General features: G+C 60.5%; 22 protein-coding genes and 1 pseudogene. 11 read left to right on the top strand and 12 right to left on the bottom strand.

The window, feature by feature from the left end:
• Positions 1-93: 93 nt before the first annotated feature.
• Genes LRS06_RS01835 through LRS06_RS01830 form a run of 3 tightly spaced genes read right to left on the bottom strand, consistent with a single transcriptional unit; the run spans position 94 to position 2206 of the window.
• Positions 94-804 (bottom strand): alpha/beta fold hydrolase, encoded by a 711-nt coding sequence (locus LRS06_RS01835; RefSeq protein WP_257869905.1) that lies wholly within the window; start codon positions 802-804, stop codon positions 94-96.
• A 15-nt stretch (positions 805-819) separates the two neighbouring features.
• Positions 820-987, bottom strand: a complete 168-nt coding sequence (locus LRS06_RS25310) for a hypothetical protein (protein ID WP_308239861.1) — start codon at positions 985-987, stop codon at positions 820-822.
• Positions 941-2206, bottom strand: coding sequence for a Mur ligase family protein (locus tag LRS06_RS01830; protein ID WP_308239860.1), 1266 nt, complete (start codon positions 2204-2206; stop codon positions 941-943). The genes LRS06_RS25310 and LRS06_RS01830 overlap by 47 nt, the downstream gene beginning before the upstream one ends.
• 252 nt (positions 2207-2458) lie before the next feature.
• Here LRS06_RS01830 and dnaB point away from each other — a divergent pair, with 252 nt between their 5' ends.
• Positions 2459-4075, top strand: coding sequence for a replicative DNA helicase (gene dnaB, locus LRS06_RS01825; protein WP_374679414.1), 1617 nt, complete (start codon positions 2459-2461; stop codon positions 4073-4075).
• 80 nt (positions 4076-4155) lie between these two features.
• On the top strand, positions 4156-4578 hold the full coding sequence (locus tag LRS06_RS01820; protein ID WP_257869903.1) for an immunity 7 family protein: 423 nt from the start codon (positions 4156-4158) through the stop codon (positions 4576-4578).
• Positions 4579-4635: 57 nt separating this feature from the next.
• Here LRS06_RS01820 and LRS06_RS01815 read toward each other — a convergent pair whose 3' ends face one another.
• Positions 4636-6111 carry a glutamate synthase subunit beta gene (locus LRS06_RS01815; protein ID WP_257873358.1) on the bottom strand — a complete coding sequence of 492 codons (1476 nt, stop codon included), beginning with the start codon at positions 6109-6111 and terminating at the stop codon, positions 4636-4638.
• An 84-nt stretch (positions 6112-6195) separates the two neighbouring features.
• On the bottom strand, positions 6196-10722 hold the full coding sequence (gene gltB, locus LRS06_RS01810; RefSeq protein WP_257869902.1) for a glutamate synthase large subunit: 4527 nt from the start codon (positions 10720-10722) through the stop codon (positions 6196-6198).
• Positions 10723-11281: 559 nt separating this feature from the next.
• On the opposite strand from gltB, the pseudogene LRS06_RS01805 reads away from it, so the two are divergent.
• Together LRS06_RS01805 and LRS06_RS01800 are read left to right on the top strand one after the other, a co-directional pair.
• A pseudogene (locus LRS06_RS01805) lies at positions 11282-11458 on the top strand (MarR family transcriptional regulator); the annotation flags it as partial.
• A gap of 165 nt (positions 11459-11623) precedes the next feature.
• The gene (locus LRS06_RS01800; RefSeq protein WP_257873357.1) at positions 11624-12109 is read left to right on the top strand and encodes a GNAT family N-acetyltransferase; all 486 of its coding nucleotides are present in this window, start codon (positions 11624-11626) and stop codon (positions 12107-12109) included.
• Positions 12110-12166: 57 nt separating this feature from the next.
• Here LRS06_RS01800 and LRS06_RS01795 read toward each other — a convergent pair whose 3' ends face one another.
• Positions 12167-12628 (bottom strand): transposase, encoded by a 462-nt coding sequence (locus LRS06_RS01795; RefSeq protein WP_257869901.1) that lies wholly within the window; start codon positions 12626-12628, stop codon positions 12167-12169.
• Positions 12625-12942 (bottom strand): transposase, encoded by a 318-nt coding sequence (locus tag LRS06_RS01790; protein WP_257869900.1) that lies wholly within the window; start codon positions 12940-12942, stop codon positions 12625-12627. The genes LRS06_RS01795 and LRS06_RS01790 overlap by 4 nt, the downstream gene beginning before the upstream one ends.
• Positions 12943-13118: 176 nt before the next feature.
• Here LRS06_RS01790 and LRS06_RS01785 point away from each other — a divergent pair, with 176 nt between their 5' ends.
• A complete protein-coding gene (locus LRS06_RS01785) occupies positions 13119-13718 on the top strand; it encodes a Crp/Fnr family transcriptional regulator (protein WP_257869899.1) in 600 nt (199 codons plus the stop codon).
• 28 nt (positions 13719-13746) lie between these two features.
• On the opposite strand, the gene LRS06_RS01780 is transcribed toward LRS06_RS01785, so the two are convergent.
• Positions 13747-14529: an IS5 family transposase gene (locus LRS06_RS01780; protein WP_257869898.1), complete on the bottom strand. Its 783-nt coding sequence runs from the start codon at positions 14527-14529 to the stop codon at positions 13747-13749.
• Between the two features lie 413 nt (positions 14530-14942).
• Between LRS06_RS01780 and LRS06_RS01775 the strand changes: the two genes are divergently transcribed.
• The 3 genes from LRS06_RS01775 to LRS06_RS01765 all read left to right on the top strand — a co-directional run bounded on the left by LRS06_RS01775 (position 14943) and on the right by LRS06_RS01765 (position 18809).
• The gene (locus LRS06_RS01775) at positions 14943-15482 is read left to right on the top strand and encodes a (2Fe-2S)-binding protein (protein ID WP_257869897.1); all 540 of its coding nucleotides are present in this window, start codon (positions 14943-14945) and stop codon (positions 15480-15482) included.
• 73 nt (positions 15483-15555) lie between these two features.
• A complete protein-coding gene (locus LRS06_RS01770; RefSeq protein WP_257869896.1) occupies positions 15556-16578 on the top strand; it encodes a xanthine dehydrogenase family protein subunit M in 1023 nt (340 codons plus the stop codon).
• Positions 16575-18809 carry a xanthine dehydrogenase family protein molybdopterin-binding subunit gene (locus LRS06_RS01765; RefSeq protein WP_257869895.1) on the top strand — a complete coding sequence of 745 codons (2235 nt, stop codon included), beginning with the start codon at positions 16575-16577 and terminating at the stop codon, positions 18807-18809. Before LRS06_RS01770 ends, LRS06_RS01765 begins: the two co-directional genes overlap by 4 nt.
• Positions 18810-18960: 151 nt before the next feature.
• Here LRS06_RS01765 and LRS06_RS01760 read toward each other — a convergent pair whose 3' ends face one another.
• Positions 18961-19458: a hypothetical protein gene (locus LRS06_RS01760; RefSeq protein WP_257869894.1), complete on the bottom strand. Its 498-nt coding sequence runs from the start codon at positions 19456-19458 to the stop codon at positions 18961-18963.
• A 380-nt stretch (positions 19459-19838) separates the two neighbouring features.
• On the opposite strand from LRS06_RS01760, the gene ygiD reads away from it, so the two are divergent.
• The gene (gene ygiD / locus LRS06_RS01755; protein ID WP_257869893.1) at positions 19839-20672 is read left to right on the top strand and encodes a 4,5-DOPA dioxygenase extradiol; all 834 of its coding nucleotides are present in this window, start codon (positions 19839-19841) and stop codon (positions 20670-20672) included.
• A 183-nt stretch (positions 20673-20855) separates the two neighbouring features.
• On the opposite strand, the gene LRS06_RS01750 is transcribed toward ygiD, so the two are convergent.
• The 3 genes from LRS06_RS01750 to LRS06_RS01740 all read right to left on the bottom strand — a co-directional run bounded on the left by LRS06_RS01750 (position 20856) and on the right by LRS06_RS01740 (position 22453).
• Positions 20856-21731: a DNA/RNA non-specific endonuclease gene (locus LRS06_RS01750; protein ID WP_257869892.1), complete on the bottom strand. Its 876-nt coding sequence runs from the start codon at positions 21729-21731 to the stop codon at positions 20856-20858.
• A gap of 36 nt (positions 21732-21767) precedes the next feature.
• The gene (locus LRS06_RS01745; RefSeq protein ID WP_257869891.1) at positions 21768-22100 is read right to left on the bottom strand and encodes a hypothetical protein; all 333 of its coding nucleotides are present in this window, start codon (positions 22098-22100) and stop codon (positions 21768-21770) included.
• Between the two features lie 83 nt (positions 22101-22183).
• Positions 22184-22453: a hypothetical protein gene (locus LRS06_RS01740; protein WP_257869890.1), complete on the bottom strand. Its 270-nt coding sequence runs from the start codon at positions 22451-22453 to the stop codon at positions 22184-22186.
• Positions 22454-22742: 289 nt separating this feature from the next.
• Between LRS06_RS01740 and gyrB the strand changes: the two genes are divergently transcribed.
• Positions 22743-24719, top strand: a complete 1977-nt coding sequence (gene gyrB, locus LRS06_RS01735) for a DNA topoisomerase (ATP-hydrolyzing) subunit B (protein WP_257869889.1) — start codon at positions 22743-22745, stop codon at positions 24717-24719.
• Positions 24720-24861: 142 nt separating this feature from the next.
• Positions 24862-25254 (top strand): RidA family protein, encoded by a 393-nt coding sequence (locus tag LRS06_RS01730; protein WP_257869888.1) that lies wholly within the window; start codon positions 24862-24864, stop codon positions 25252-25254.
• Positions 25255-25296: the final 42 nt, after the last annotated feature.

Below are 25296 nucleotides of genomic sequence, written 5' to 3'. Positions count from 1 at the left end.
ACCGACAGGCGCCGGCCCAAGCCCGCTTCGGTTACCAATAAATAAAAAAGCCCGCCAGGTACCTGGCGGGCTTTTTTGTGGGTTTCCTCCGGCTTAGCGCGGGCCAGCCGTTGCCTGCCTGGTAAACTGCGCTACGCGGGAGGCCAGCAGATCGGGGTTGACTTTTTCCAGTGGGTGCGGGGTATTCATGATGATTTCGAACGCGGCGCGGGGCAGGTAGTTGGCAAACTGCTGGGAAGTATCCACGCCGGCCGTGGTGTCCAGTTCGCCTACCAATACCTGCACGGGTACTTCCAGCGTGCTGAGGTTGGCCTGGGTGAGCGGAGGCGCGTCGCCGAGGCCGCGCATTAGGGCAGCAGTAGCCTGCAGCAGTGCGGGCAGGGGAGTAGGAGCGTGCAGCTCTTCCAGGTGAGCGGCAAACTGAGGTACTTTCTCCCGCATCTTCTCCGCATCAAGAAAGGCAGTAGCCTGCGCGGCCGTTACTGGCGACCAGCCGAAGGTGGTGCCCAGCGTGGTGATACTGCAAAAGCGGGTTGGGGCCTGAGTGGCAGCCAACAGGGCTGCGTAACCGCCCATGCTGTAGCCGAATACGTGGGCCGCTTCCCAGCTCTGCGCATCCAGGAACCGGAGCACTTCCCCGGCAAAGCCAGCTATAGAAAAAGCCGGCCCGTCCAGAGGCTGGCCGCCGTGTCCGCTGAAGCTGAATGTGCGTACATCGAAAGCCGCTGCGAGCTGGCGGGCCAGGGGCTTGAGCTGCTTCTCGGAAGCCAGCGCGCCGTGCAGCAGGAGCAAAGGAGGTTTCATCGTCGTTGACGGAAGTTATTTCGTGACTTCAGCGGCCAGCTGATTTAAATCCAGCCCATCAAACGTACCCGACGACATCATCAGTAGGTTGGCGTTCTGCCAGTCCTGGGCGTGCAGAAACGCGGCCATCTCCCGGCTATCGGTGAACACGCGCAGGTCGGGGCGCTGGAAGGCCTGCTGCACGGCTTCGGGCGGCAAAGCCGGCAGGCGCTTGTGCTCCAGCACGTGGGGGTTGAAGTATACCACGGCCACGTCGGGCGCGTCGAAGGTATGGGCGTACTGGGGCAGGAAGGCGGGGTTGAGCGAGCTGAACGTGTGCAGCTCCAGGCAGGCCACCAACTTGCGCCGCGGGTACTGCTTCTTGAAGGCGGCGGCCGTGGCTTTCAGCTTGCTGGGCGCATGGGCAAAGTCTTTGTACACCACCGAGCCCGCGCCTTCGCGCACCTTTTTCCAGGCGGCGGGCGGCGCCCTTAAACGATGCCAGCGCCTCGTAGAACTCCTTGCCCTTAATGCCCAGCTGCTTGCACACTTCCTTGGCCGCCGAGATGTTGCGCAGGTTGTGCTCCCCAAATACCTGTACCGGTACTTCCTCATCCTTTTTGTTGAGCAGGAAGGTCTTGCCGTCCCGAATCACGTGCTCGTGGGGGCCGTAGCCGATGTACTTCACGTCGGGGCTGGAGGGCACCGTTACCAGCTGCACCTGCTCGTCGTGCTGGTCGTAGATGAGCACGCCGGCCTTGGGCGTCATCTCCGCGAAGATGCGGAACTGCTCGCGGTAGACTTCCTCGGTCGGAAACACGTTGATGTGGTCCCAGCTGATGCCCGAAATAACGCCGATGTGGTGCTGGTATAAGTGGAACTTAGGCCGCCGGTCGATGGGCGACGACAGGTACTCGTCCCCTTCGATGATGATGATGGGCGCGTCCTCCGTCAGCTGCACCATCAGCTCAAAGCCTTCCAGCTGGGCGCCCACAGCGTAGTCGAACTGGCGGCCGTGGTAGCGCAGCACGTGCAGAATAAGGGAGGTAATGCTGGTTTTTCCGTGCGAGCCGCCAATGACAATGCGCTGCTTGTCGCGGGAAGCTTCGTAGATAAACTCAGGGAAGGAGTACACCCGCAGGCCCAACTCCTGGGCGCGCAGCAGCTCAGGGTTGTCGGGGCGGGCGTGCATACCTACAATCACGGCGTCGAGGTCGGCCGTGATTTTTTCAGGAAACCAGCCTTCCGCGGCCGGCAGCAGCCCGGCTTTGGCCAGGCGGCTCTTGGCCGGCTCAAAGATTTCGTCGTCGGAGCCCGTCACGTGGGCACCGCGCTGGTGCAGAGCCAGAGCCAGGTTGTGCATGATGCTGCCCCCGGTCGCAATCAGGTGCAAGCGTTGGAGCGAGGAAGGAGTAGCGGCCATTCGGTCAGAAAGAGAATAGGCGGCAAAGGTAAGCGGTGACAGGTAACAGGTGACATGTAACAGGTGGCAGGTGTCACCTCATCACCTGCCACCTGTTACCTTATCAGCATACAAAAAAGAAACATTTTCTGCCAGCCCCGGATTGTAGAGCCCAGCCGTTAGCTTTGTACCCCTTTGGGTAAAATTCGGGCCGCCCGGTAGAAATTCCCGCCTGAATCGGCCCAACCTGCTTACCTTGTAGTGCTACCTTAAGTGATGAACGACCGGATGGATGACCGCCTGAAACAAGCTGGCTCACGAGCGAAAGCCGCCTGGAATAACCGCCCGCCGGTAATTCCGGCCAGTGGTCCGGCTGGCAAGCTGCCACCCCAGGCCCTGGAGCTGGAAGCGGCCGTGCTAGGGGCACTGATGCTGGAAAAGGATGCCCTCACCACGGTTATCGACCTGCTCAAGCCCCAGAGCTTCTACAAGGACGGCCACCAGCGCATCTTCAAGGCCATCCTGAACCTGTTTGATAAGTCAGAGCCGATTGATATTCTAACGGTTACGCACGAGCTGCGCGAGATGGGCGAGCTGGAAGTAGCCGGCGGGGCGCACTACGTAGCCAGCCTCACCTTCAAGGTGAACTCGGCGGCCAACATCGAGTACCACGCCCGTATCATCACCGAAAACGCCATCAAGCGGGAGCTGATCCGCATTGCTTCGGACATTCAGCGCGATGCCTTCGAGGATACCACCGACGTGTTCAACCTGCTGGATTCCACCGAGCAGTCGTTGTTCGAGGTGTCGGAATCCAACATCCGCAAGAACTTCGACGACATGCGCAGCCTGATGGGCAAGGCCATCAAGGAGCTGGAGGAAAAGAAAGACCAGAAGGACGGCCTCACCGGTGTGCCCTCCGGCTTCTCCGCCCTGGACCGCGTAACCTCGGGCTGGCAACCATCTGATTTAGTGATTATTGCGGCTAGGCCCGGGATGGGAAAAACAGCTTTCGTGGTTTCGGCTATGCGCAACGCGGCGGTGGAGTTCAAGAAGCCGGTGGCCATTTTCTCCCTGGAAATGTCCTCGCTCCAGCTCGTGAATCGTCTGATTTCGGCGGAGGCGGAGCTGGACTCCGAGAAAATCAAGAAGGGCAACCTGGCCGATTACGAGTGGGCCCAGCTTAACCACAAGATTTCCGGCCTGTCGTCGGCGCCCATTTACATCGATGATACGCCGGGCCTGAGCATCCGGGAGCTGCGCACCAAGTGCCGCCGCCTCAAGGCCCACCACGATATTTCGATGATCATCATCGACTATCTGCAGCTGATGACCGGCAACACCGATGGCAAGGGTGGGGGCAACCGCGAACAGGAAATTGCCTCGATTTCGCGGGCCCTTAAGGGCATAGCCAAGGAGCTGAACGTGCCCGTGCTGGCCCTGTCGCAGCTTTCCCGCTCCGTGGAAACCCGCGGCGGCGACAAGAAGCCTCAGCTAAGTGACCTTCGTGAATCGGGCTCTATCGAGCAGGACGCTGACATGGTAATCTTCCTGTACCGCCCCGAGTATTACAAAATTACGGAGGACGAAATGGGCAACCCCACCCAGGGCACCGGCGAGGTTATCATTGCCAAGCACCGGAACGGCTCCCTCGAAACCGTGCAGCTCAAGTTCATCGGCAAGTTCACCAAGTTTGCCGACCTCGACGGGGGCGGAGGCTTCGGCGACGCTGGCTTCAACCCTGGGGCCTTCCCGCCTAGTAGCTTCGATGAGCAGACCGGTTTCACGCCCAACACTATTCGCCTGGGCTCCCGCCTCAACAACGAAGGCCCGCCGCCCGCTCAGCCCTTCCCGCGCAGCAACTTCGACGACGGTCCGCCGCCGTTTTAGGCAGTCAAAATAACAAAACGCCCACTAGTAGTAGTGGGCGTTTTGTTATTTTGACTGCGACAGAAAGCTCACTCAGAACTATGATCGAAATACACGGCTGGATTACGTTACGATACAGCGACTACCATTCTGAAATCGACTTGCAGAATGCTGCTGTGGAGCGTTTTCGTCAGTACATGCAGCAGGAGTATTCCTGGGTTCTTTTACAGAACTACGGCCGCATCACAACATGGAATGGTTTAGAGTCCTTTTCAATCCACGTGCTGCATAATCATAAGCAGGAGTTCTATGCTTTAAAGATTTTTAACTGGGTAGCTCAAGAGTTGCCGGGTAGTTACGGGTTGCTATATTTTCACGATGAGGAAGATGAAAATCGGTTTAATGAATTTCAGGTCTACGTATTGAAGCGAGGGAAACTCGTGGAAGCACAGGATCAGCTTTTATCTCCTTACTGGGAGGCGGTAGAAAAGGATTATGATGAAGATAATCCTCCACGAGACTAAACTACCTCTGCTGATTTGGACCAGGTTTTCGAGGCACTCGGAATAACAGAGCGGCCTCTACCCAAACATTCCCACGGCATCCTTGCTCACCAGCGCGGTTTTGCCGGTCAGGAAGATATCGACCTGGCGGGCAGCCTCGCGGCCTTCGGAAATAGCCCACACCACCAACGACTGGCCCCGGCGCATGTCGCCGGCCACAAATACGTTGGGCTGGGAGGTTAGGAATTCGTCGTCGGAAACGGTGCGCACGTTGCCACGCTCATCCAGGGCTACGCCCAGCTGCTCCAGCAGGCCTTCGTAGCGGGGCGAGGCAAAGCCCAGAGCCAGCAAGGCCAGCTGACAGGGAATTTCGCGTTCTGAGCCTTCTACTTCGCTGAATGCCAGGCGGCGGCCCAGCACGTCAGTTTCCCAGGTTACATCTGTTACCAGCAGGGCGCGCACGTGGCCGTTTTCGTCGCCCAGAAAAGCCTTGGTATTGATGCCCCAGTAGCGCTGGCAGCCTTCCTCGTGGGAGGTGCTGGTGCGGAACATGGCGTTAGGATAGTGGGGCCAGGGCTCGAAGTTGGGTCGCTCGGGCTTGGGCTGGTGCATAAGCGCAAACTGCGTGACGGAGCGCGCCTGTTGGCGGTTTGCCGTGCCCACACAGTCGGAGCCTGTGTCGCCACTGCCAATCACCACTACATCCTTGCCCGAGGCCAGCAATTCCTGCGCGTCGATGGGCAGCCCGCTCACGCGGCGGTTGTGCTGGGTGAGGTAGTCCATGGCGAAGTGAATACCCGCCAACTCCCGGCCAGGCAAAGGCAGTTCCTTCGGCACCAGCGCCCCGCCAGCCAGCACCACGGCATCAAACTGCGCCGTCAGCTCCTGGGCGTGGATGTCGCGGCCGATTTCAGTGTTGCAGCGGAACTGCACCCCGTCTTCTTCGAGCAGACGAATACGCCGGTCAATTACCCATTTATCGAGCTTGAAATCAGGAATGCCGTAGCGGAGCAGGCCGCCGGGCCGGTCGTCGCGCTCAAACACCGTGACGGCGTGGCCGGCGCGCACCAGCTGGGCCGCCGCCGCCAGCCCGGCCGGGCCGGAACCTACCACGGCTACCGTTTTACCCGTTTTAAGTACCGGAGCAGTGGGCTGCACGTAGCCCTTGGCGAAGGCAATTTCGATGATGTGCTTCTCGATTTCCTCAATGGCCACCGGCGCCGCATGAATTCCCAGCACGCAGGCCGACTCGCAGGGGGCAGGGCAGATGCGGCCCGTAAACTCGGGGAAGTTGTTGGTGGAGCTTAGAATCTGGTAGGCCTGCTCCCAGTTTTGGCGGTACACCGCGTCGTTGAACTCGGGGATGATGTTGCCCAGCGGGCAGCCCGCGTGGCAGAACGGAATACCGCACTCCATACATCGGGCCGACTGCTGATGTAGTTGGGTGTCGGAGTAAGTGGCGACAAACTCGCGGTTATGCACCACCCGCTCCTGCGGGTGTGCCTTGGCCGGCGTTTCGCGCTGAAATTCCTTGAAACCGGTGCTATTGCCCATGATTGGCTTTGCGTCGTTGAGTTGTTGTCGGGTAGGAGCCATGCCCTGGATTTGCCTGGCATGACGTTCTGGATGAAATGGAAGCTAAACCGCGGCTACCCGCGCCTTTTGCAGCACCTTCTTGTATTCGCTCGGGAACACCTTCACAAATTTCCGGGCTTCTTCGGGCCAGTTGCCCAGCAGGAAGGCGGCCAGCTGGCTGCCGGTTAGCTCGCTGTGCTGTCGAAGCAGGTTCTGGATGTGGGCTTCGTCGTCGGCGTCGAGCGGATCAAGCTCCACCATTTCGGGGTTGCAGTTCTGAGGGAAGGAGCCATCGGCATCGTAGACCCAGGCAATGCCCCCGCTCATACCGGCGGCGAAGTTGCGGCCAGTGCGCCCCAGAATGAGGGCGCGCCCACCTGTCATGTACTCGCAGCCATGGTCGCCCACGCCTTCCACCACGGCCGTAGCCCCGGAGTTGCGCACGGCAAACCGTTCCCCGGCCTGTCCGCGCACAAACAGCTCACCGGAGGTAGCACCGTAGAGGGCTACGTTGCCGATGATGATGTTCTGCTCGGGCACAAAGCTGGCATCCGGGGCGGGGTGAATGATCAGGCGCGCCCCACTCAGGCCCTTGCCCACGTAGTCGTTGGCTTCACCTTCGAGGCGGAAGGCGAGGCCCCGTACGCTAAACGCCCCAAAGCTCTGCCCCGCTGCTCCCCGAAACGTGTAGCTGATGGTGCCTTCGGGCAGGCCGGCGGCGTGGTAGCGCTTGGTGATTTCGTTGGAAAGCAGCGTGCCGATGGTACGGTCGATGTTGCGAACGGCAAACTCGGCCTGCACGGGCTGCTGACGCTCTAGGGCCGGGCGGGCGTGCTCCAGCAGCTGCCAGTCGAGGATGCCACTCAGGCCGTGGTCCTGCTCCTCGCTCTGGTGCAGGGTGCTGCCCGGTTCCGGGGAGGTGAGGTAGAGCAGGTCGCGCAGGTCGAGGTGACGGGCTTTCCAGTGCTGAATATTGGGGCGGGGCTTGAGAAACTGCGCCCGGCCCACCATTTCGTTGATGGTGCGGAAACCCAGCTCGGCCATGATTTCGCGCAGCTCCTCGGCCAGAAACCGGAACAGGTTTACAATGTGCTCGGGCTGCCCGCTGAACAAACGGCGCAGCTCCGGGTCCTGGGTGGCTACGCCTACGGGGCAGGTGTTGAGGTGACATTTGCGCATCATTACGCAGCCGCCGGCCACCAGCGCGGCCGTGGCCACGCCCCATTCCTCGGCTCCCAGCAGGGTAGCAATGGCCAGGTCGCGGCCGGTTTTCAGTTGCCCGTCGGCCTGCAGTACCACGCGGCTGCGGAGCTGGTTGCGCACCAGCGTCTGGTGGGCTTCGGCCAGGCCCAGTTCCCAGGGCAGCCCGGCGTGGCGGATAGAGCTCAGGGGCGAAGCGCCGGTGCCGCCGTCGTAACCGGCAATCAGAATCACGTCGGCATGGGCTTTGGCCACACCGGCCGCAATGGTGCCCACCCCGGCCTTGCTCACTAGCTTCACGTTGATGCGGGCGGAACGGTTGGCATTTTTGAGGTCGAAAATCAGCTGGGCCAGATCCTCAATGGAGTAGATGTCGTGGTGGGGTGGAGGCGAGATGAGGCCCACGCCGGGCGTGGCGTGACGCACCTTCGCAATCCACTCGTCCACCTTGTGGCCGGGCAGCTGGCCTCCTTCCCCCGGCTTGGCACCCTGGGCCATCTTGATCTGCAGCTCGTCGGCGTTGGTGAGGTAGTGGGCCGTCACGCCGAAGCGGGCCGAGGCCACCTGCTTGATGGCCGAGCGCATGGAGTCGCCATTTTCCATCACCTCGTAGCGCATGGGGTCTTCGCCGCCCTCACCCGTGTTGCTTTTGCCCCCGATGCGGTTCATGGCAATGGCCAGGGTGCTGTGCGCCTCGTGCGAAATCGAGCCGAATGACATGGCCCCAGTGGCAAAGCGCCGCATGATGTTTTCGGCCGGCTCTACCTCTTCCAGCGGCACGGCCGGGCGGTGGTGGGCAAAGTCGAGCAGGCCCCGCAGGGTGAAGGCGCTTTTGCCGGGAGTATTCACCAGCCGGGCGTAGCGCTGGTAGGTTTCGTAGGAGCCGGTGCGGGTGGCGTGCTGGAGCAGGTGCACCGTTTCGGGGTTGAACTGGTGCGCTTCGCCCCGGCGGCGCCACTGGTACACGCCGCCTTCGGGCAGCAGGTTCTGCTCTTCAAGCGTGCTGGTGCGGAAGCCCTGGAAGTGCTTGAACAGCGTTTCGTGAGCAATTTCATCGAGTCCCAGTCCGCCGATTCGCGTCACGGCGCCGGTAAAATACTGGTCTACCACGGCGCGGTTAATGCCGAGAATTTCAAACACCTGCGCGCCGTGGTAGCTCTGCAGGGTGCTAATGCCCATCTTCGAGAAGATCTTCAGCAGCCCGTCGCACACGGCTTTCTGATAGTTGGCTTCCAGCTTGGGCACCGCAAGGCCCGCGCCCAGCCGTCCTTCATAGTGCAGGGTGCGGATGGTGCTCAAAGCCAGGTACGGGTTGATAGCCGTAGCACCGAAAGCCAGCAGACAGGCAAAATGGTGCACTTCCCAGGCGTCGCCGGCCTCCACTACCAGGCCCACCGAACCCCGGTAGCCCTTGCGGATGAGGTGGTGATGCACCGCCGACACGGCCAGCAAGGAAGGAATGGCCGCGTGCTCCGAGTCGAGGGCCCGGTCGGAGAGAATCAGTACTTCGAAGCCGTCGTCCACTGCGTCCTCGGCGTAGCGGCACAGGCGCGCCAGACCGGCCTGCAGCGCGCCCGGCTTGCCATCGGCCCGGAAGTAGGTATTAATGGTTTTGGCGTTGAACAGGCCGGTGTCGATGCTGCGCAGCTTTTCCAGCTCGTGGTTGGTAAGGATAGGCTGGCGCAAAGCCACGCAGTGGCAGTGCATCTTGTCCTCATCCAGGATGTTGCCGTTGTTGCCGATAAAGGTGGCCAGACTCATCACCAGCCGCTCCCGGATGGGGTCGATGGGCGGGTTGGTGACCTGGGCAAAGAACTGCTTGAAGTAGCTGCTCAGGTGCTGGGGCTGGTCGGAAAGCACGGCCAGCGGCGAGTCCACGCCCATGGAGCCGATGGGCTCCTTGCCCTCCACGGCCATTGGCGTGAGAATCGTATCAATATCCTCGCGGGTGTAGCCAAATACTTGGTGGTACTTGAATACCGACTCGGCCGCCAGGTCAGTGAATACCAGCCGGGGCTCGGGCAGCTCTTCCAGCCGGATCTGGTACTCGCTCAGCCACTGGCCGTAGGGCTGGCGGCTGGCGGCCTGGGCTTTCAGCTCTTCATCGGTGATAATTTGGCCGGCTACAGTGTCGATGAGCAGCATTTTGCCCGGCTGCAGGCGGCCTTTGCGCACCACGCTGGCTTCGGGCAGTCCCACACCCAGCACGCCGGCCTCGGAGGCTACCAGCACCCGTCCGTCGTTGGTGAAGGCGTAGCGCAAAGGGCGCAGACCGTTGCGGTCCAGCATGGCCCCAATCATGCGGCCATCGGTGAAAAGCAGAGCGGCCGGGCCATCCCAGGGGGCCATAAAGGTGGCATGGAACTCGTAGAAGGCCTTTTTGAGCGGGTCCATCTGCTCGTTGCCGTCCCAGGCCTCGGGCACGAGCATCATCATCACGTGGGGCAGTGGGCGGCCGCAGTGGAGCAGCAGCTCCACGATATTGTCGAGGCAGGCCGAGTCCGACTGGTTGGCATCGATGACGGGCAGCAAAATCTCCATTTCCTCCGCGCTGAAATACGGCGAGAGGTAGGAGGGAAGGCCGGCGTAAAACCAGTTCAGGTTGCCGCGCAGGGTATTGATTTCCCCGTTGTGGGCCATGAGCCGGAAAGGCTGGGCCAGCCGCCACGAGGGAAAGGTATTGGTGGAGAAGCGCGAGTGCACCATGCCGATGCCCGACGTCACCCGCTCGTCCGACAGCTCGGGGAAGTAGCCGCGTACCTGGTAGGTGGTCAGCTGACCTTTATAGATGATGACGCGGCAGGAAAGGGACGTGAAGTACACTTCTTCCTCCGGCAGGCTGGCAGTTACCTCGCGGCTGATGAGGCGGCGCAGCACATAGAGCTTACGCTCAAAATCCTCGGGCGTAGTCACGCCGGCCGGGCGGCCCACAAACAGCTGCTCAATGGCCGGCTCACCCGACAAAGCGGTGTGGCCAATGCCAGCCGGATTCACTGGTACCGGCCGGTAGCCCAGTACCGGAAAGCCCAGCTGCGCGGCGGCCGCATCAATGATTTCGCGGCAGGCCTGGCGCGCACTCCTGCTTTTGGGCAGGAATGCCATGCCCACGCCGTACTCGCCCGGCTCGGGCAGGCGGATGCCCAAGGTGGTGCATTCCTCCAGGAAAAACCAGTGGGGCAGCTGCAGCAGAATGCCTGCCCCGTCGCCGGAGTCGGCATCGCAGCCGCAGGCACCGCGGTGCTCCATATTTTCCAGAATCGTCAGCGCATCAGTCACAATCTGGTGCGACCGACGACCATCGACGTAAGCAATAAAGCCCGTACCGCAGGCGTCGTGTTCGAATTCGGGCCGGTATAGGCCCTGAGGCGCAGCTAGCTCCATGGGAGACATCAGAGTTCAACGTTAAAAAATGACCCCCGGCAGTAGGTCCGAAGTAGAAACCTAGCAAGATGCGCCTGCCCAAACCATTGCCGCTGCGGTGGTTTTCCGGTTTCTAACTCGCGCTGATTTTGCCGCATTTTGCCGCTTAAACCCGCCAAAGCCGCGTATTGGCGACGGTTGCCTAACCCAAACAGCGTAAAAACGGGGCGCAGCCGCTACAATTTCAAACCCCAGGCTACCTCGTCATTTACTGCCCAAAAAACGGTGTCACTTCATCTTTGCCTTCCGCCTTTACTGGACAGAAGCGTGGTGGCAGGTCTGAATGTCAGCAATTGATCCAGTGGTTTCGGGCGGCAGAACCACTTTGCCTTTGCTAAAGAGTAAGAAGAATTAAAACTACGCTTAAATAAATGTAAGTGCTTACGTAAATATTTTACATTTGCTGAATGAATTTCTTCGCCAAAGTTGGCCCCGCCGCGCTGGGAAGCCGGTTGCGCCGTTTGAATGACCTGATGACCTCCCAGGCTGCGGAGGTGTATGCCAGCTACCAGTTACCCTCGAGCCCCGGTGGTTTCCGGTATTCTGGAGCGTAGCGGCCGATTCTACCCGGCACGTGAGCGACATTGCCGAGCAAATCGGCCAAACGCACGCCGCCGTAAGTCAGGTAGTGAAAGACCTCGTGAAACATGGTTTGGTGGAGGTGCAAAGGGGCGAAACCGACCAGCGCCGCAGCATCATTACCCTCACCGACAAAGGCGCGAGCTTATGGCCGGCTCTGCAGGAGCAAACCGCCGATGTGCGCCAGGCTACTGAAGCACTGCTGGCCGAAACCCGCCACAATTTGTGGCTGGCCATTGAGGAAGTGGAGTACGCCCTGTCGCGCCAGAGCCTGGCCAGCCGGGTGAAAGCCATGCGCAGTGAGCGGCTGGGCAGCGAAGTACGCATCCTCGACTACGAGCCCCAATACCAGCCCGATTTCAAACAGCTGAACCTGACCTGGATTGAGCAGTACTTCCGCGTGGAAGCGCCCGACCTGCTCGCCCTCGACCATCCCGATACGTACATTCTGGAGAAGGGCGGGCACATTCTGCTGGCCGCGTACCAGAGCCAGATTGTAGGCGCCTGTGCTTTGCTTTGGATGGAAGATGAAACGTACGAGCTGGCGAAAATGGCCGTAGCGCCCACCGCCCAGGGGCTGGGTATCGGGTTTCGGCTGGGCGAAGCCGCCATTGCCCGGGCCCGGACTCTGGGGGCGCGGCGGCTGTATCTGGAAAGCAACACCAAGCTCAAGCCCGCTATTCAACTCTACCACAAGCTGGGCTTTCAGAAAACCGTGGCGGGCCAGCCTTCCCCCTACGAGCGGTGCAACATCCAGATGGAGTTGTTGCTGACGTAAGCAGCGCCGAAAGCAGCGGCTGAAACCTGGTTGCGCGGCAGTTTTCTTAGAAGCTGTTTAAGTTAGCTTGGTGAGTCGTCGGATGTTGGCTAGGTAGAGCCAGGCGTTGGCATGCTGCGTTTTCCGTTCGTAGTCTTTGGCCAAGCGGCGGTTGTTGCCGGCCCAGGCAATGCTGCGCTCCACCACCCAGCGCTTGGTGTGGATAAAAAAACGGCCTTTGTCGGCCACTACGCCCTTGGGTACCTGCGCCAGTACACCCCGGCCCGCCAGGTGCTGGCGAAAGCAGCGGCCAAAGCCGCCGTCCACGAACACGATCTGCAGCCGGTCAAGTAGTTCGTTGTCCAGCGCCAGTGCGTCCCAGAAGCGGGCCGTGCTGGCGCCGTCGTGGCAGTGGGCGGCGACCACGCAGCAGGCGAGCAGGTTGCCCAGCGTATCCACCAGGAAAAAGCGCTTGCGGCCCTTGATGCATTTGCCCGCGTCGTAGCCCACGCAACGCGTACTGGTGGCCGTGTTTTTCACGCTTTGGCTGTCGAGGATGGCCTCGGTGGGCTGGGCATTTTTTTTGCCCGCTCCCGGGCCTCAATCGTCAAACAAGCACTGACCCGTTGCCAGCTGCCATCCGCTGTCCACTTGGTGAAATAGTAGTACACCGTCGGCCAGGGTGGAAAGTCCGCCGGCACGTCGCGCCACACGCAGCCGTTCTTGAGCACGTAGAAAATGCCGTTTACTACCGCTCGCAACGGCCACTTGCTCGTGCGCTGCACCACCAGCAACGGCGCCAGCTTTGCCCACTGACGCTCCGTTAGATCCGAACTGTAACGCTTTTGCTGCATCCCCAAAGCTACTCGCTAACTTAAACAGCTTCTTATTGCTTACAGGAGGCGCGTCGGGTATAAGTCCTTACTCGTCAGCCTAAGTTTGCGCTGACTATTCCGAAATACCTCGGCGTCTTCTGCGGGCTAAAATAGTTGAACCATCAGGCCGCAGAAAGGTCTTGCACAAGCTCAGGATGACAACTACGAATACAATCATTCTCGACGCCCTCCGCGCTTATTTCCGTGACAAACTCCCGCTCACTGAAACTCAACTCAACGAATTGGCCGGCCTGCTTACCCCGCGCCATCTGGCAAAAGGCGAGGTGCTGGGGCGGCAGGGCGAGGCGGCGCGCTACGGGGCCTTTGTGGTGCGCGGCTGCCTGCGCAGCTACGTCACGGATGAGCGCCAGAAAGAGCACATCCTGCAGTTCGCTCCCGAAAACTGGTGGATTGCCGATCAGCACAGTATCCGCTGCCACGAGCCCGCGCTGTTTTCCATTGATGCCCTGGAAGATTCCGAGGTGCTGCTCTTCGGGGCCGGTTTCTACGCCCAGCTTTCTGCCTTTGGGCCGGCGTTCCAGGCGTTTTTCTACGAGCTGCTACAGCGCAGCCTGGCAGCTATGCAGCGGCGGCTGATTGGCGTGCTCAGCGTCCCGGCCGAAGCCCGGTATCAGGAGTTTCTGCAGCTTTATCCTACGCTGGGGCAGCGGCTGCCCCAGCGTCATATTGCAGCCTACCTGGGCATTACCCCCGAATCCCTGAGCCGCATCCGGGCTGAGCGGGCCAAAGGCTAGCCGGCCGGTTAAGAGGGTGTTTGGGAATTCACTCGGTTGTAGCACGTCGTAACGTCATGGTCAGATTGGCGAGCAGTATCCAGGCCGCATGGCTGGCCGGGGTGCGCTCGTAATCCACGACGATGCGCCGAAAGCAGTTGAGCCAGGCGAAGGTGCGCTCCACGACCCAGCGCTGGGCCACGGGCACGAAGCCCCGGTCGGCACTGGGCGGGCGGCTGGCCACTTGGTGCTGCCAGCCCAAGGCCCGGACCTGCTGCGCAAAACGACCGTGGTAGGCCCGGTCGGTGAGCACGGTGCGCAGCCGGCTGGCCCAGGCCGGGCGCAGCTGCTCGCGCCGGGGCAAGAGCGGGTGGGCCGCCCGGCTGTCGTGTCCGCTGGCCGCGTGCACGACCACCTGCCAGATGCGGCCGCCCGTGTCGCACAGGACCTGGCGCTTGCGGCCGTTCACCCGTTTGTGCGCGTCGAGGCCGCGCTGCTGGTTCAGGCGCGGGGCCAGTTTGACGCTTTGCGCGTCGACTAGGGCCAGCGACGGGGTGGGCAAGCGCTGACTCGCCAGCCGGTCGGCGCGGTTGCCGGCCTCGTTAAGCCGTTGCAGCGTGCCGGTGGCTTGCCAGCGGGCGAAATAGTAGTACACCGCCGACCAGGGCGGGAAACACGCCGGCAGGCTGCGCCACTGGCAGCCCGTGCGGCACACGTAGCGCAACGCGTCAACGACTTGGCGCAAACACAAGCGGCGCTTGCGTTGCAGGGGCAGCAGCGGCGCAATAACTTGCCACTGCGAGTCAGTAAGGGGTTGATAGCACTCACCCATAAAGCGAAAAGGAGCCTAGGAACTCCCCACGCAACTTACTGGCTCGTTTCTTTTGGCCCGAACCTAATTCCCAAACACGCTCTAAATCCCAGGTCTGTTGCCGTACCAACCGGCCGGCGGCTGGTTGCGCAAGTGAGCCCGGGCACTGGCTAGTCGTGTATAAACGAATATAACGTAAGCCGGAAGCGGGCTTCAAGCAGCGTTGAAGAACGGGCCGGAGAAATTTAGAAAGAATATGGTTAAAGGCTAAATAACCTAAGCGGTAGTCCCTCGCGGCTGGTTGAGATTAAATATAGGATTATAGGAGGGAAAAATCGGGCCGGGAGCATAACGTGCGCCGGTTGAACCCCGTAAGCCAAAGCAACTGCCCGTGTTGCAGCGCCAGCCCTTCACCCACAACCAGCTTTCTTTCTATGCCCCAGCAACCGACCAACGCACCGGCCCGCGCCGGCGGAGTGGCCGCGCCGCCGTCTGCCGGCCCGGTTCATCTCACCATCAACGGCCAGCAGCATACTCTCCAGCTTGCTCCCTGGACCACCCTGCTCGACGCCCTGCGCGAATACCTCAACCTTACCGGCACCAAGAAAGGCTGCGACCATGGCCAGTGCGGGGCCTGCACGGTGCTGGTCGATGGCAGACGCATCAATAGCTGCCTGTCGCTGGCGGTGATGCACGAGGGCGAGGAAATTACGACCATCGAAGGCCTGGGCACCACCGAAAGCCTTCACCCCCTGCAGCAGGCCTTCATCGACCACGACGCCTTCCAGTGCGGCTACTGCACGCCCGGCCAGATCTGCTCGGCCCAGGGCCTCATCAACGAAAGCAAGGCCCGCACGGAAGACGAGATTCGGGAGCTGATGAGCGGCAACGTCTGCCGCTGCGGGGCCTACGTAGGCATTCTGAACGCCGTGAAGGAAGTAGTGGATAAGCAGAGCTTAGAGCATAGAAGGTAGAGCTTAGCAGGTTCTGTCTTCGGTACTTCATGTCCATACTAAGCTCTCAACTCTAACTTCTAAGCTCTCCTAAATGAACCCATTCACCTACCACCGCGCCACGGCCGTCGATGATGCCGTGCGTGATAAGGCCGGGCACAGCAACTCTGCCTACATCGGGGGCGGCACCAACCTCATCGATTTGATGAAGGAAAACGTGGAGCGCCCCACCCACCTCGTGAGCGTGGGCAAGCTGCCGCTAGCCGCTATAGAAGCCCTGCCCGACGGGGGGCTGCGGCTGGGTGCCACTGCCACCAACGCCGATACCGCCTGGAACGAAGACGTGAAAAGCCGCTACCCGCTGCTGAACCAGGCCATTCTGGCCGGGGCCTCGCCGCAGCTGCGCAACATGGCCACCAACGGCGGCAACCTCATGCAGCGCACCCGCTGCTACTACTTCTACGATCTGGCCACGCCCTGCAACAAGCGGGAGCCCGGCTCGGGCTGCTCGGCCATTGGCGGCTACAACCGCATCCACGCTATTCTGGGCACCAGCGAGGCGTGCATTGCCACCCACCCGAGCGACATGTGCGTGGCCCTGGCCGCGCTGGCTCCCACGGTGCGCGTGAGCGGGCCGGGCGGGGAACGGAGTATTGCCTTTGAGGACTTCCACCGCCTGCCCGGCGACCGGCCCGAAAAAGACAACACCCTGGAGCCCGGCGAGCTGATTGTCAGCTTAGACTTACCGGCCAAAGGCTTCGAGAAGAACTTCAGCTACCTGAAGCTGCGCGACCGGAGCAGCTACGCTTTTGCCCTGGTTTCGGTGGCAGCGGCCCTGGAGCTGGACGGCAACACCATCACGGATGCCCGCCTGGCCTTGGGCGGCGTAGCTCATAAGCCCTGGCGTGATCAGGAAGCCGAAAACCTGCTCAAAGGCCAGCCCGCCACCGCCGAAACCTTTGCCCGCGTGGCCGCCAAAGTACTGGAAAACGCCCAAGGCCAGGGCTCCAACGACTTCAAGATTGAGCTGGCCCGGCGCGCCATTGTGCGGGCACTCCGGCAGGCCGCCGAAGGCTCGCAAACCGCATCCGACGTCTTTCTAAACTCGAATCCATGAGCACGACCAACCACATAGGCAAGCCCACCAGCCGCGTTGATGGTCCGGCGAAAGTAACCGGCGCGGCCAAGTACTCGGCCGAGTACAACGTGCCTGGCCTGACCTACGGCTGGGTTGTCAGTAGCCCCATTGCCAAGGGCAAAATCACCAGAATCCACGCCGACGAGGTGCTGGCGCTGCCCGGCGTGCTCCAGGTTTTCTCCCACGAAAACGTGCCTTCGCTGGCCTGGTTTGACCGAAGCTACAAGGACGACGTAGCCCCCGGCGGCTCGCCTTTCCGGCCCCTGCACGATAACGAGGTGAAGTTCAGCCAGCAGCCCGTGGCTCTGGTGGTAGCCGAAAGCCTTGAGGTAGCCCGCTACGCGGCTTCCCTGCTACGCCTGGAGTATGAGGAGGACAAGCACGAAACCGACCTCGAAACCAAGCGCGACGAGGGCTTTGAGCCGGGCCGTGGCAAAACCGGCTGGATGCCCCCGCCGCCGCCCCGCGGCAACCCCGACAAAGCCTGGGAAGAAGCGCCACACCGCATGGAGGCCGAGTACATGCATGGCGCCCAGCACCACAACCCCATGGAGCTGTTTGCCACCACGGCCGAGTACCATGACGACGGCAAAATCACGGCCTACGACAAAACCCAGGGCGTGTACAACGTGCAGCAGTACCTCACCAAAATCTTCGGGTTGAAGAAGGACGACTGTCGGGTAGTGAACGAGTACATGGGCGGAGGCTTCGGCGCGGGTTTGCGGCCGCAGTACCAGGTGTTTCTGGCCGTGCTGGCGGCCCTGGAACTCAAACGCTCGGTGCGCGTCACGCTCACCCGCCAGCAGATGTTCTCCTTCGGGCACCGGCCCCACACGCTGCAGTACCTCAAGCTGGCCACCAACGCCGATGGCACCCTGGCGGCCCTGCAACACCACGCCCTCCACGAAACCTCGCAGTTTGAGGACTACACCGAAAACGTGGTGAACTGGAGTGGCATGCTCTACCAGTGCGACAACGTAAAGCTGGGCTACCAGCTGGCCAAGCTCGACGTGTATACACCTCTGGATATGCGCGCCCCCGGCGCGGCTACCGGCTCCATCGGGCTGGAAATAGCCATGGACGAAATGGCGTATGCCGCCGGCCTCGACCCGCTGGAGTTCCGCCTGCGCAACTACGCCGAGCAGGACCAGAACCTGAAAAAGCCCTTCTCCAGCAAAAAGCTGCGCGACTGCTACCACCAGGGCGCAGCCAAGTTTGGCTGGGAGAAGCGCACCCAGGCCCCGGGCTCCATGCGTGACAAAGATGGCAAGCTGGTTGGCTGGGGTATGGGCGGCGGCGTATGGGACGCCACCCAGCAAAAGTCGGCGGCCAAGGCCAGCCTCACCGCCGACGGGCACCTGACGGTATCCAGCGCAGCCGGCGAAAACGGCACCGGCACCTATACCATCATGACGCAGATTGCGGCCGAAACGCTGGGGCTGCCCATTGAGGCCGTCACCTTCAAGCTCGGCGATACCGACCTGCCCGAAGCGCCACTACAAGGCGGTTCCTGGACGGCGGCCTCGGTGGGTACGGCCGTGAAGAACACCTGCGAGGCCCTGGGTGAAAAGCTGCTCAAGCTGGCTCAGAAGATGGAAGGCTCGCCCCTCAAAGGCGCTAAGCTGGAAGACGTTGAGTTCGTGAACGGCCAGATCCGGCTCCGCCTCGACGCTAGCCAGGCCGTGGTACTCCGCGACGTGCTGCAAACCAGCGGTGAAACCAAAGTAGAAGCCGACAGTTCGGCCATGCCCGATATGCTCAGGCAGCAGCCTTACTCCATGCACTCGCACAACGTGGTGTTTGCGGAGGTGAAAGTGGATGAGGAGCTGGGCACCGTCCACGTAACGCGCGTGGTCAACTCCGTGGCGGCAGGCCGCATCCTCAACCTCAAAACCGCCCGCTCGCAGGTGCTGGGCTCCATGGTGTGGGGCATCAGCGCGGCGCTGATGGAGGAAACGGTGATGGACCACAAGTTCGGCCGCTACATGAACCACAACTACGCCGAGTACCACGTGCCCGTTAATGCCGATATCCATGACCTTGAGGTGCTGTTTGTGGAGGAGGAAGACGACATTGTGAACCCACTGGGCGTGAAAGGCATTGGCGAGGTAGGCCTGCTGGGCGTAGCAGCCGCCATTGCCAACGCCGTGTACCACGCCACCGGCAAGCGCGTGCGCGACCTGCCCATAATGATTGATAAACTTCTGTAATCACCTCTTGCCATATCACACAAAACCGCCCCGTAACCGTGATGTTACGGGGCGGTTTTGTGTGATATGGTTAAATCATGCACCTCAGCCCGCCTACGCTAACACTCATGTTAGCGGCTGCTTATTGCCAAGCCGTGGCTGATATGACGAGTTACGGTTTGAAGTCTTTTTTGAATTCAACCCTGTACGCAATACCGTTCTCATTGCCCAAATTCTTGATTCCTGCTGGACCTTCTGCCTCAACCGGCTGCCCAATATTAGTGTCCATACGTGGTATGGTTATGCTATCCTTTGCCACAAATTGCCCATTTCTGTTCAGGCTGTATTGGTAAATTGTGCAGGGCACCGCTGGTTTGGCAATCCACATTATGCTCTTCCATTTGTGGGTGTGGATTGGCTCTTCCTTGTGCGCGTCCAAAAGGACTTGCAATACTCTCACGGTACTATCCTCATAAACCACTTTGTGGTTTTCAGGCGCCGCTTTTACGGCGTCCAAACTATCTGGCCAGGTCCACTTTGTAGAAGAACCGTCAATTGTTGTTTCGTTGGTACTGTGAGCTTGTTGGCTGGTCTTGGCAAAATAGTTCGCCAAACCAAATCCTAACAGTCCGCCAAGTAAAACTCCGATAATCAGCTGTTTAATATTCATGCGGTTGTATTTTTTTGGTTTCTGTCACTTTGCACGGTTGTGAACAGGATTGAGACTATAGCCGTTGTTGTCGGTTATATCCACTTGGTTCGCACGCCATTTACGGCTTTATATATGACGTTAGCAATATAAGCTAAAGTTGACGCTTTCTTAATAATTCATAGATCCACCACCCGCCTCCGCGCCACAGTGCCCAAGGCCCCGGACCCTATGGACAGGAGCAGGGCTGGTATGAGGCTAATATACCACGTCACATTTCTTATCCTACATCAAGGCGCTGCTACCCAACGCTGGGTACTTTTGTTATCGTTGAAATCGATACCCCCATGCAGCGCCGCTACTTTCTTCGACTACTTGGCGCGCTGCCCGTTGTTTCTGCTATGAACTCTCTGCAAGACCTCCACAACACCGCCAGCGGCTTCCAGAAAACCGCCAAGATGCCCGTGCTGTTCGTAGGGCACGGCTCGCCCATGAATGCCCTGGCTGATAACCCGTTCACCCAGACCCTGCGCCAGCTGGGGCTCGACATTCGTAACCGGCAGCCCCCGCGGGCCATCCTGGTCGTGTCGGCGCACTGGCTTACGCGGGGCACCTTCGTGGCCGTAAACGAGCGGCCCGAAACCATCCACGATTTCGGCGGCTTCCCGCAGGAGCTGTTCGACATGCAGTACCCCGCACCCGGCGCACCCGACGTGGCAAAAGAAGTGCTGGCCGCCCTGCCCGACGCGCACCCTACCGATGAGTGGGGCCTCGACCACGGCTCCTGGACGGTGCTGCACCACCTGTTTCCCGAGGCCGATATTCCGGTATTCCAGCTCAGCATCGACTACTACAAGCCCATAACCTACCACGCCGAGCTTTCCCGGCAGCTGCAGTTTCTGCGCCGCCGCGGCGTGCTCATTCTGGGCAGCGGCAACATCGTGCACAACCTGCGCCAGAGCATGCCCAAGCTCATGCAGGACGATGCCACGCCTTACGCCTGGGCACAGGAATTCGATGAGTGGGCCAAGGTTAAAATAAACCAGCGCGACCTGCTGGCCCTGGCTCACTATCAGCAAGCCGGCGCCAGCGGCCCTCTTTCCGTGCCCACCCCCGACCACTACATCCCAATGCTCTACAGCCTGGCCCTGGCCGAGCCGGACGACGCTATCCGCCACGCCTACGAGGAAGTGAGCTACGGCGGCATGAGTATGCGCACGTTTGTGGTAGGGTAGGCGGGGTAGAGTTCTGCCTTACAATCCTTGCAGCTTTGACTTTACTCCTGGCAGTTAGCTACTGCTGCCCGGGATTTTGCCGGATTGCCAGCTGGTAAAACTTGGAACAGAAAAAAAGCCGTTGGTTGTCACGGGTAATGCCCTCGATAACCAACGGCTTTTTCTGTTATCCAAACAGAAGCTCTAATTCGTAGCTCCCTTATCCACCTGCGCCTCTACAGTTGCCTGTACGGCCGAAGGAACAGTTGAAAGCAGGTCCAGCCCAGTAGCCGCCTCAATGGCATCCACGCTGGTTCTGTACTGGCCCCAGGCCTGGCTTAAGCTATTATCATTAGGCGTGTCTACGGCAATAATGCGGGTGGCAGAGTCGACGCGGGCCGCATCGTTGTTACCCACGGGCAATACTACAATCACCTTCCACACCCGGGCAGGCACGGTCACGCGGCCATTGTCTACGGTAGTAGCCGCCCCCCTGGAGCCCACGCCGCCTTTGCCGTAGTTGCCCATGATGACGTAAAGCTCATTGCCGGCGCGCACCAGGGTGCGGCAGTAGCTTTCCAGGTCGGCCCAGGTTTGCTGGTTGTTGTTGGGGGCCTGCGGAATCATGTTGGTCATCAGGAACGTGGCCGAGTTGTCGGCTACGGTGCTGGTGCGGTCGGCGGAAGGGCAGTTGTGGCCCCGGTCGAAGCCCGAGCCCGAGTAGCCCGTGGCCTGCACCTGGTACCAGCCGGCGGGCAGCGTATTATCGGGGCGGAAGTCATCCTGGCGGTCGGCTGAGCCAAGCCAACTGGTGGCAATGCGCCAGCTCACCCAGTTGGGAATGCCCCGCTCGCGGTGGTAGCTCAGCGCGTATTGCGGCTTGACGAGCAGGTAGTTGGTGGGCTGGTTTACGTCGGCCGTGGCTCCGCTGGGGTTGCCCATCGTCAGCAGATTGTCATCGTCGATGGCGGAGACAACGGGAGGTGTGGGCGCAGGAGTGTCGGACTCTTCAGCGCAACCGGAAAACAGGAGGGAAGCGGCCAGCAGAGCGCCGGCAAGGTACTGCGCACGATAGTTCATGCTACAAAGATACCGTGCTGCCCGCGTTCCAACGGGTTACTTCACCATCAGGCTGCGCACCTGGCCGGTTTGCTTGCTCACCTCAAAAGCGGCTTTGTTGGGCATTCGGCCGGCCCAGTCGGTGCGGGGCACCAGCACCTGCCACTGCGTATCCACGTCTACCACGCTGGCCGAATCGAGTTGATACAGGGCCGGATTGGGCTGAGCGGCTACAAACCGGGTGACGGCAGCGCGGGCTTCGGCTTCCGTTTGGGCTGAGGTGGCAGCAGCTTCCGTAGCGGCAGTGGCTTGGGTGTCGGCAGTGGGTTGCTGGCAGCTGCTCAGGAGAGTGGCAGCACTGCACAGAGCAAGCAGGAAAAAAGAGCGCATCAAGTATAAAAACATGCCGCGTGGCAGTCAGCAGCCCAGGAAAGCTACAAACTGCCACGCGGCGCTTTGGAAAGATGGAACAATTAATTCAGGTATACTTCCGCCGCAATTTCAAAGCGGTGGGGGCTGAAGGCGTTGAAGTACGGAGCGTTGCCTTCAAAGCCCAGTACATGTACCAATTCCAGCCCTTCTACCTTGCTGGGAACCAGCCGGACGGGGTAAATTTTGCCTTCTTCCGGCCAGTCGCCTATGTGGTTGGCGGGGCGGTTGGAGGCGTCGATGCAGTAGGCATAATGCAGCACGGGCTCCGTGCGCGTAGCCTCGCTCAGCGTAAGGTTGGCAACTTCAGGCATAGGACTACAAAACAGAAGTTTTCGGAATTGGTTCGGGCGGCCTGTCCGGCGTTGTTTCTACGTGCGCCGGGCAGCAAGGTAGACAAGCTACTGAAAAGGCCGGAATATTTGTTTCTCCGGGCCGAATTTTAGCCGCGGTCATGCCTCCTGTTTAGGCTGCCGTACGGCGGAGTTTGTGAGCCAAGAAATACCCCGCCAGAAGAAGCCAAAACCGCGCGTATGCTGGCAAAAACCAGATAAAATAGGTATCTTTGTAGATACCTAAGTTAGGCTGAATTAACTGCGTCACATGAGTGAAACACAAGAGATAATCGGTACTTCGGACTACTCCGCGGATAGTATTCAGGTGCTCGAAGGGCTCGAAGCGGTGCGCAAGCGCCCTTCCATGTACATCGGCGACACCGGCGTGAAAGGTCTGCACCATCTGGTGTGGGAGGTAGTCGATAACTCCATTGATGAAGCCCTGGCCGGGCAGTGCGACCGGATTGAGGTGACCATCCACCCCGGCAACGCCATTTCGGTGCAGGACAACGGCCGCGGTATCCCCGTCGGTATCAACCAGAAATTTGGCAAATCAGCCCTCGAAATAGCCCTTACCGTGCTCCACGCCGGTGGCAAATTCGATAAGAACAGCTACAAAACCTCCGGCGGCCTGCACGGCGTGGGCGTGAGCTGCGTGAATGCGCTCAGCACCCACACCCACGTCACGGTTAAGCGCGACGGCCACATCTACGAGCAGGAATATACCATCGGCGTACCGCAGTACGACGTGCGCGAGGTTGGCGACACCACCGAGCGGGGCACGCTGGTGCGGTTCCAGCCCGACCCCACCATCTTCGACGAAACGCTCTTGTACTCCTACGAGCGGATTGCCACCCGCCTGCGGGAGCTGGCTTACCTGAACCGGGGCATCCGCATCGTCCTCCAGGACCTGCGCACGCCCGCCGACGGGGGCGAAGAGCAGCGCGACGAGTTCTACTCCCAGGGTGGCGTGGCCGAGTACGTGCAGTACCTCGACAGCAGCCGCACGGTGCTCATGACCAAGCCCGTGTACGTGGCTACCGAGCGCGGCATTCCGGTGGAAGTGGCTTTCCAGTACAACGACTCGTACCAGGAGCACATCTTCTCCTACGTCAACAACATCAACACCCACGAGGGCGGCACGCACGTAGCAGGCTTCCGCTCGGCCATTACCCGGGTACTGAAAGCCTACGCCGAGAAATCGGGCGAGGTGGCCAAGGCGAAAATTGAAATCCAGGGCGACGACTTTCGCGAGGGCCTCACCGCCGTTATTTCGGTGAAAGTAGCCGAGCCCAAATTCGAAGGCCAGACCAAAGGCAAGCTGGGCAACTCCGAGGTAAGCGGAGCGGTGAACCAGGTAGTGGGCGAGATTCTGAACCAGTACCTCGAGGAAAACCCCAAGGAAGCCCGCGTCATCGTGGAAAAGGTGATTCTGGCCGCCAAGGCCCGGGTAGCCGCCAAGAAAGCCCGCGAGATGGTGCAGCGCAAAACCGTGCTGGGCTCCAACTCCCTGCCCGGCAAGCTGGCCGACTGCTCGGAATCGGACCCGGCTATCTGCGAGCTGTACCTGGTGGAAGGTGACTCGGCCGGCGGCACTGCCAAGCAGGGCCGCAACCGGGCTTTCCAGGCCATTCTGCCGCTGCGGGGCAAGATCCTGAACGTGGAGAAGGCGCAGGAGCACCGCATCTACGAAAACGAGGAAATCCGCAACATGATTACGGCCCTCGGCGTGAGCTTCGAGAAGAAGACCGACGAGGACGACGGCAGCAGCTCCCGCTCCCTGAACCTGGACAAGCTGCGCTACCACAAAATCGTCATCATGACGGACGCCGACATCGACGGCTCCCACATTCGTACGCTGATCCTCACGTTCTTCTTCCGCTACATGCCGGAGTTGATCGAGAAAGGTTACATCTACATTGCGCTGCCGCCGCTGTATCTGGTGAAGCGCGGCAAAGAGGAGCGCTACTGCTGGACCGAAGACGACCGTACGAAAGCTCAGGAAGAGCTGGGCCGCGGCCGCCCCGAAACCGTAGGCGTGCAACGCTATAAGGGCCTGGGTGAGATGAACGCCGAGCAGCTCTGGGAAACTACCATGCAGCCCGCCACCCGCTCCCTCAAGCGGGTAGACGTGGACTCGGCCGTGGAAGCTGACCACCTGTTCTCCATGCTCATGGGTGATGAAGTGGCACCCCGCCGGGACTTCATCGAGAAAAACGCTAAGTACGCTAAAGTCGACGTGTAAGCGTTTCAATCATAAAAAAGCCCGCCGCCAGCGGGCTTTTTTATTGGGCATGCCGAGTAAAATAAAACTGCCCGTCATGCAGAGGCAACGCTGAATCAGCTCGCGTGCTGATAAAGCATGACGTTCATTTGTAAGTTAAGAAGTGATGCGACAGAATATTTCTTCCGGCGCGCCTTGGGAGGCCGTAGTAGGCTACTCGCGGGCCGTACGCGTGGGCAATGTGGTAGAAGTGGCCGGCACCACCGCGCAGGATGGCGACACCGTAGCCGGCGGCGACGCTTACCGCCAGACCGTGCGCATCCTGGAGAAAATTGCCGATGCCCTGACCCGGGCCGGAGCCTGCCTGGAAGACGTGGTGCGCACGCGCATCTACGTCACGGATATTTCGCAGTGGGAGGCCGTGGGCCGGGCGCACGGGGAGGTTTTCGGGCAGATCCGGCCGGTTACTTCCATGGTGGAGGTGCGCGCCCTGATTGACGACCGGCTGCTGGTCGAAATAGAAGCCACGGCCATTATTTCCGTGGCCCAAGCCTAGCTGCGCAGCCTGCGTCCTGCGTATCTTACCCCGTTTTTACTT

This window comes from Hymenobacter sp. J193, from assembly GCF_024700075.1.
Lineage (GTDB): Bacteria > Bacteroidota > Bacteroidia > Cytophagales > Hymenobacteraceae > Hymenobacter.
Note: the sequence above shows the minus strand (reverse complement) of the source record. Positions and strands in the feature narration are given on the sequence as shown.

Bases quoted from the DNA above. Each gene is read 5' to 3' on its own strand.
- ygiD (WP_257869893.1), top strand. From the start codon at position 19,839: ATGAACTCTCTGCAAGACCTCCACAACACCGCCAGCGGCTTCCAGAAA.
- gltB (WP_257869902.1), bottom strand. From the start codon at position 10,722: ATGTCTCCCATGGAGCTAGCTGCGCCTCAGGGCCTATACCGGCCCGAA.
- LRS06_RS01765 (WP_257869895.1), top strand. From the start codon at position 16,575: ATGAGCACGACCAACCACATAGGCAAGCCCACCAGCCGCGTTGATGGT.
- LRS06_RS01745 (WP_257869891.1), bottom strand. From the start codon at position 22,100: ATGCGCTCTTTTTTCCTGCTTGCTCTGTGCAGTGCTGCCACTCTCCTG.
- LRS06_RS01775 (WP_257869897.1), top strand. From the start codon at position 14,943: ATGCCCCAGCAACCGACCAACGCACCGGCCCGCGCCGGCGGAGTGGCC.
- LRS06_RS01785 (WP_257869899.1), top strand. From the start codon at position 13,119: ATGACAACTACGAATACAATCATTCTCGACGCCCTCCGCGCTTATTTC.
- LRS06_RS01740 (WP_257869890.1), bottom strand. From the start codon at position 22,453: ATGCCTGAAGTTGCCAACCTTACGCTGAGCGAGGCTACGCGCACGGAG.
- LRS06_RS01820 (WP_257869903.1), top strand. From the start codon at position 4,156: ATGATCGAAATACACGGCTGGATTACGTTACGATACAGCGACTACCAT.
- LRS06_RS01780 (WP_257869898.1), bottom strand. From the start codon at position 14,529: ATGGGTGAGTGCTATCAACCCCTTACTGACTCGCAGTGGCAAGTTATT.
- LRS06_RS01800 (WP_257873357.1), top strand. From the start codon at position 11,624: ATGCGCAGTGAGCGGCTGGGCAGCGAAGTACGCATCCTCGACTACGAG.
- LRS06_RS01790 (WP_257869900.1), bottom strand. From the start codon at position 12,942: ATGCAGCAAAAGCGTTACAGTTCGGATCTAACGGAGCGTCAGTGGGCA.
- LRS06_RS01835 (WP_257869905.1), bottom strand. From the start codon at position 804: ATGAAACCTCCTTTGCTCCTGCTGCACGGCGCGCTGGCTTCCGAGAAG.
- LRS06_RS01830 (WP_308239860.1), bottom strand. From the start codon at position 2,206: ATGGCCGCTACTCCTTCCTCGCTCCAACGCTTGCACCTGATTGCGACC.
- LRS06_RS01750 (WP_257869892.1), bottom strand. From the start codon at position 21,731: ATGAACTATCGTGCGCAGTACCTTGCCGGCGCTCTGCTGGCCGCTTCC.
- LRS06_RS01760 (WP_257869894.1), bottom strand. From the start codon at position 19,458: ATGAATATTAAACAGCTGATTATCGGAGTTTTACTTGGCGGACTGTTA.
- LRS06_RS01770 (WP_257869896.1), top strand. From the start codon at position 15,556: ATGAACCCATTCACCTACCACCGCGCCACGGCCGTCGATGATGCCGTG.
- LRS06_RS01815 (WP_257873358.1), bottom strand. From the start codon at position 6,111: ATGGGCAATAGCACCGGTTTCAAGGAATTTCAGCGCGAAACGCCGGCC.
- gyrB (WP_257869889.1), top strand. From the start codon at position 22,743: ATGAGTGAAACACAAGAGATAATCGGTACTTCGGACTACTCCGCGGAT.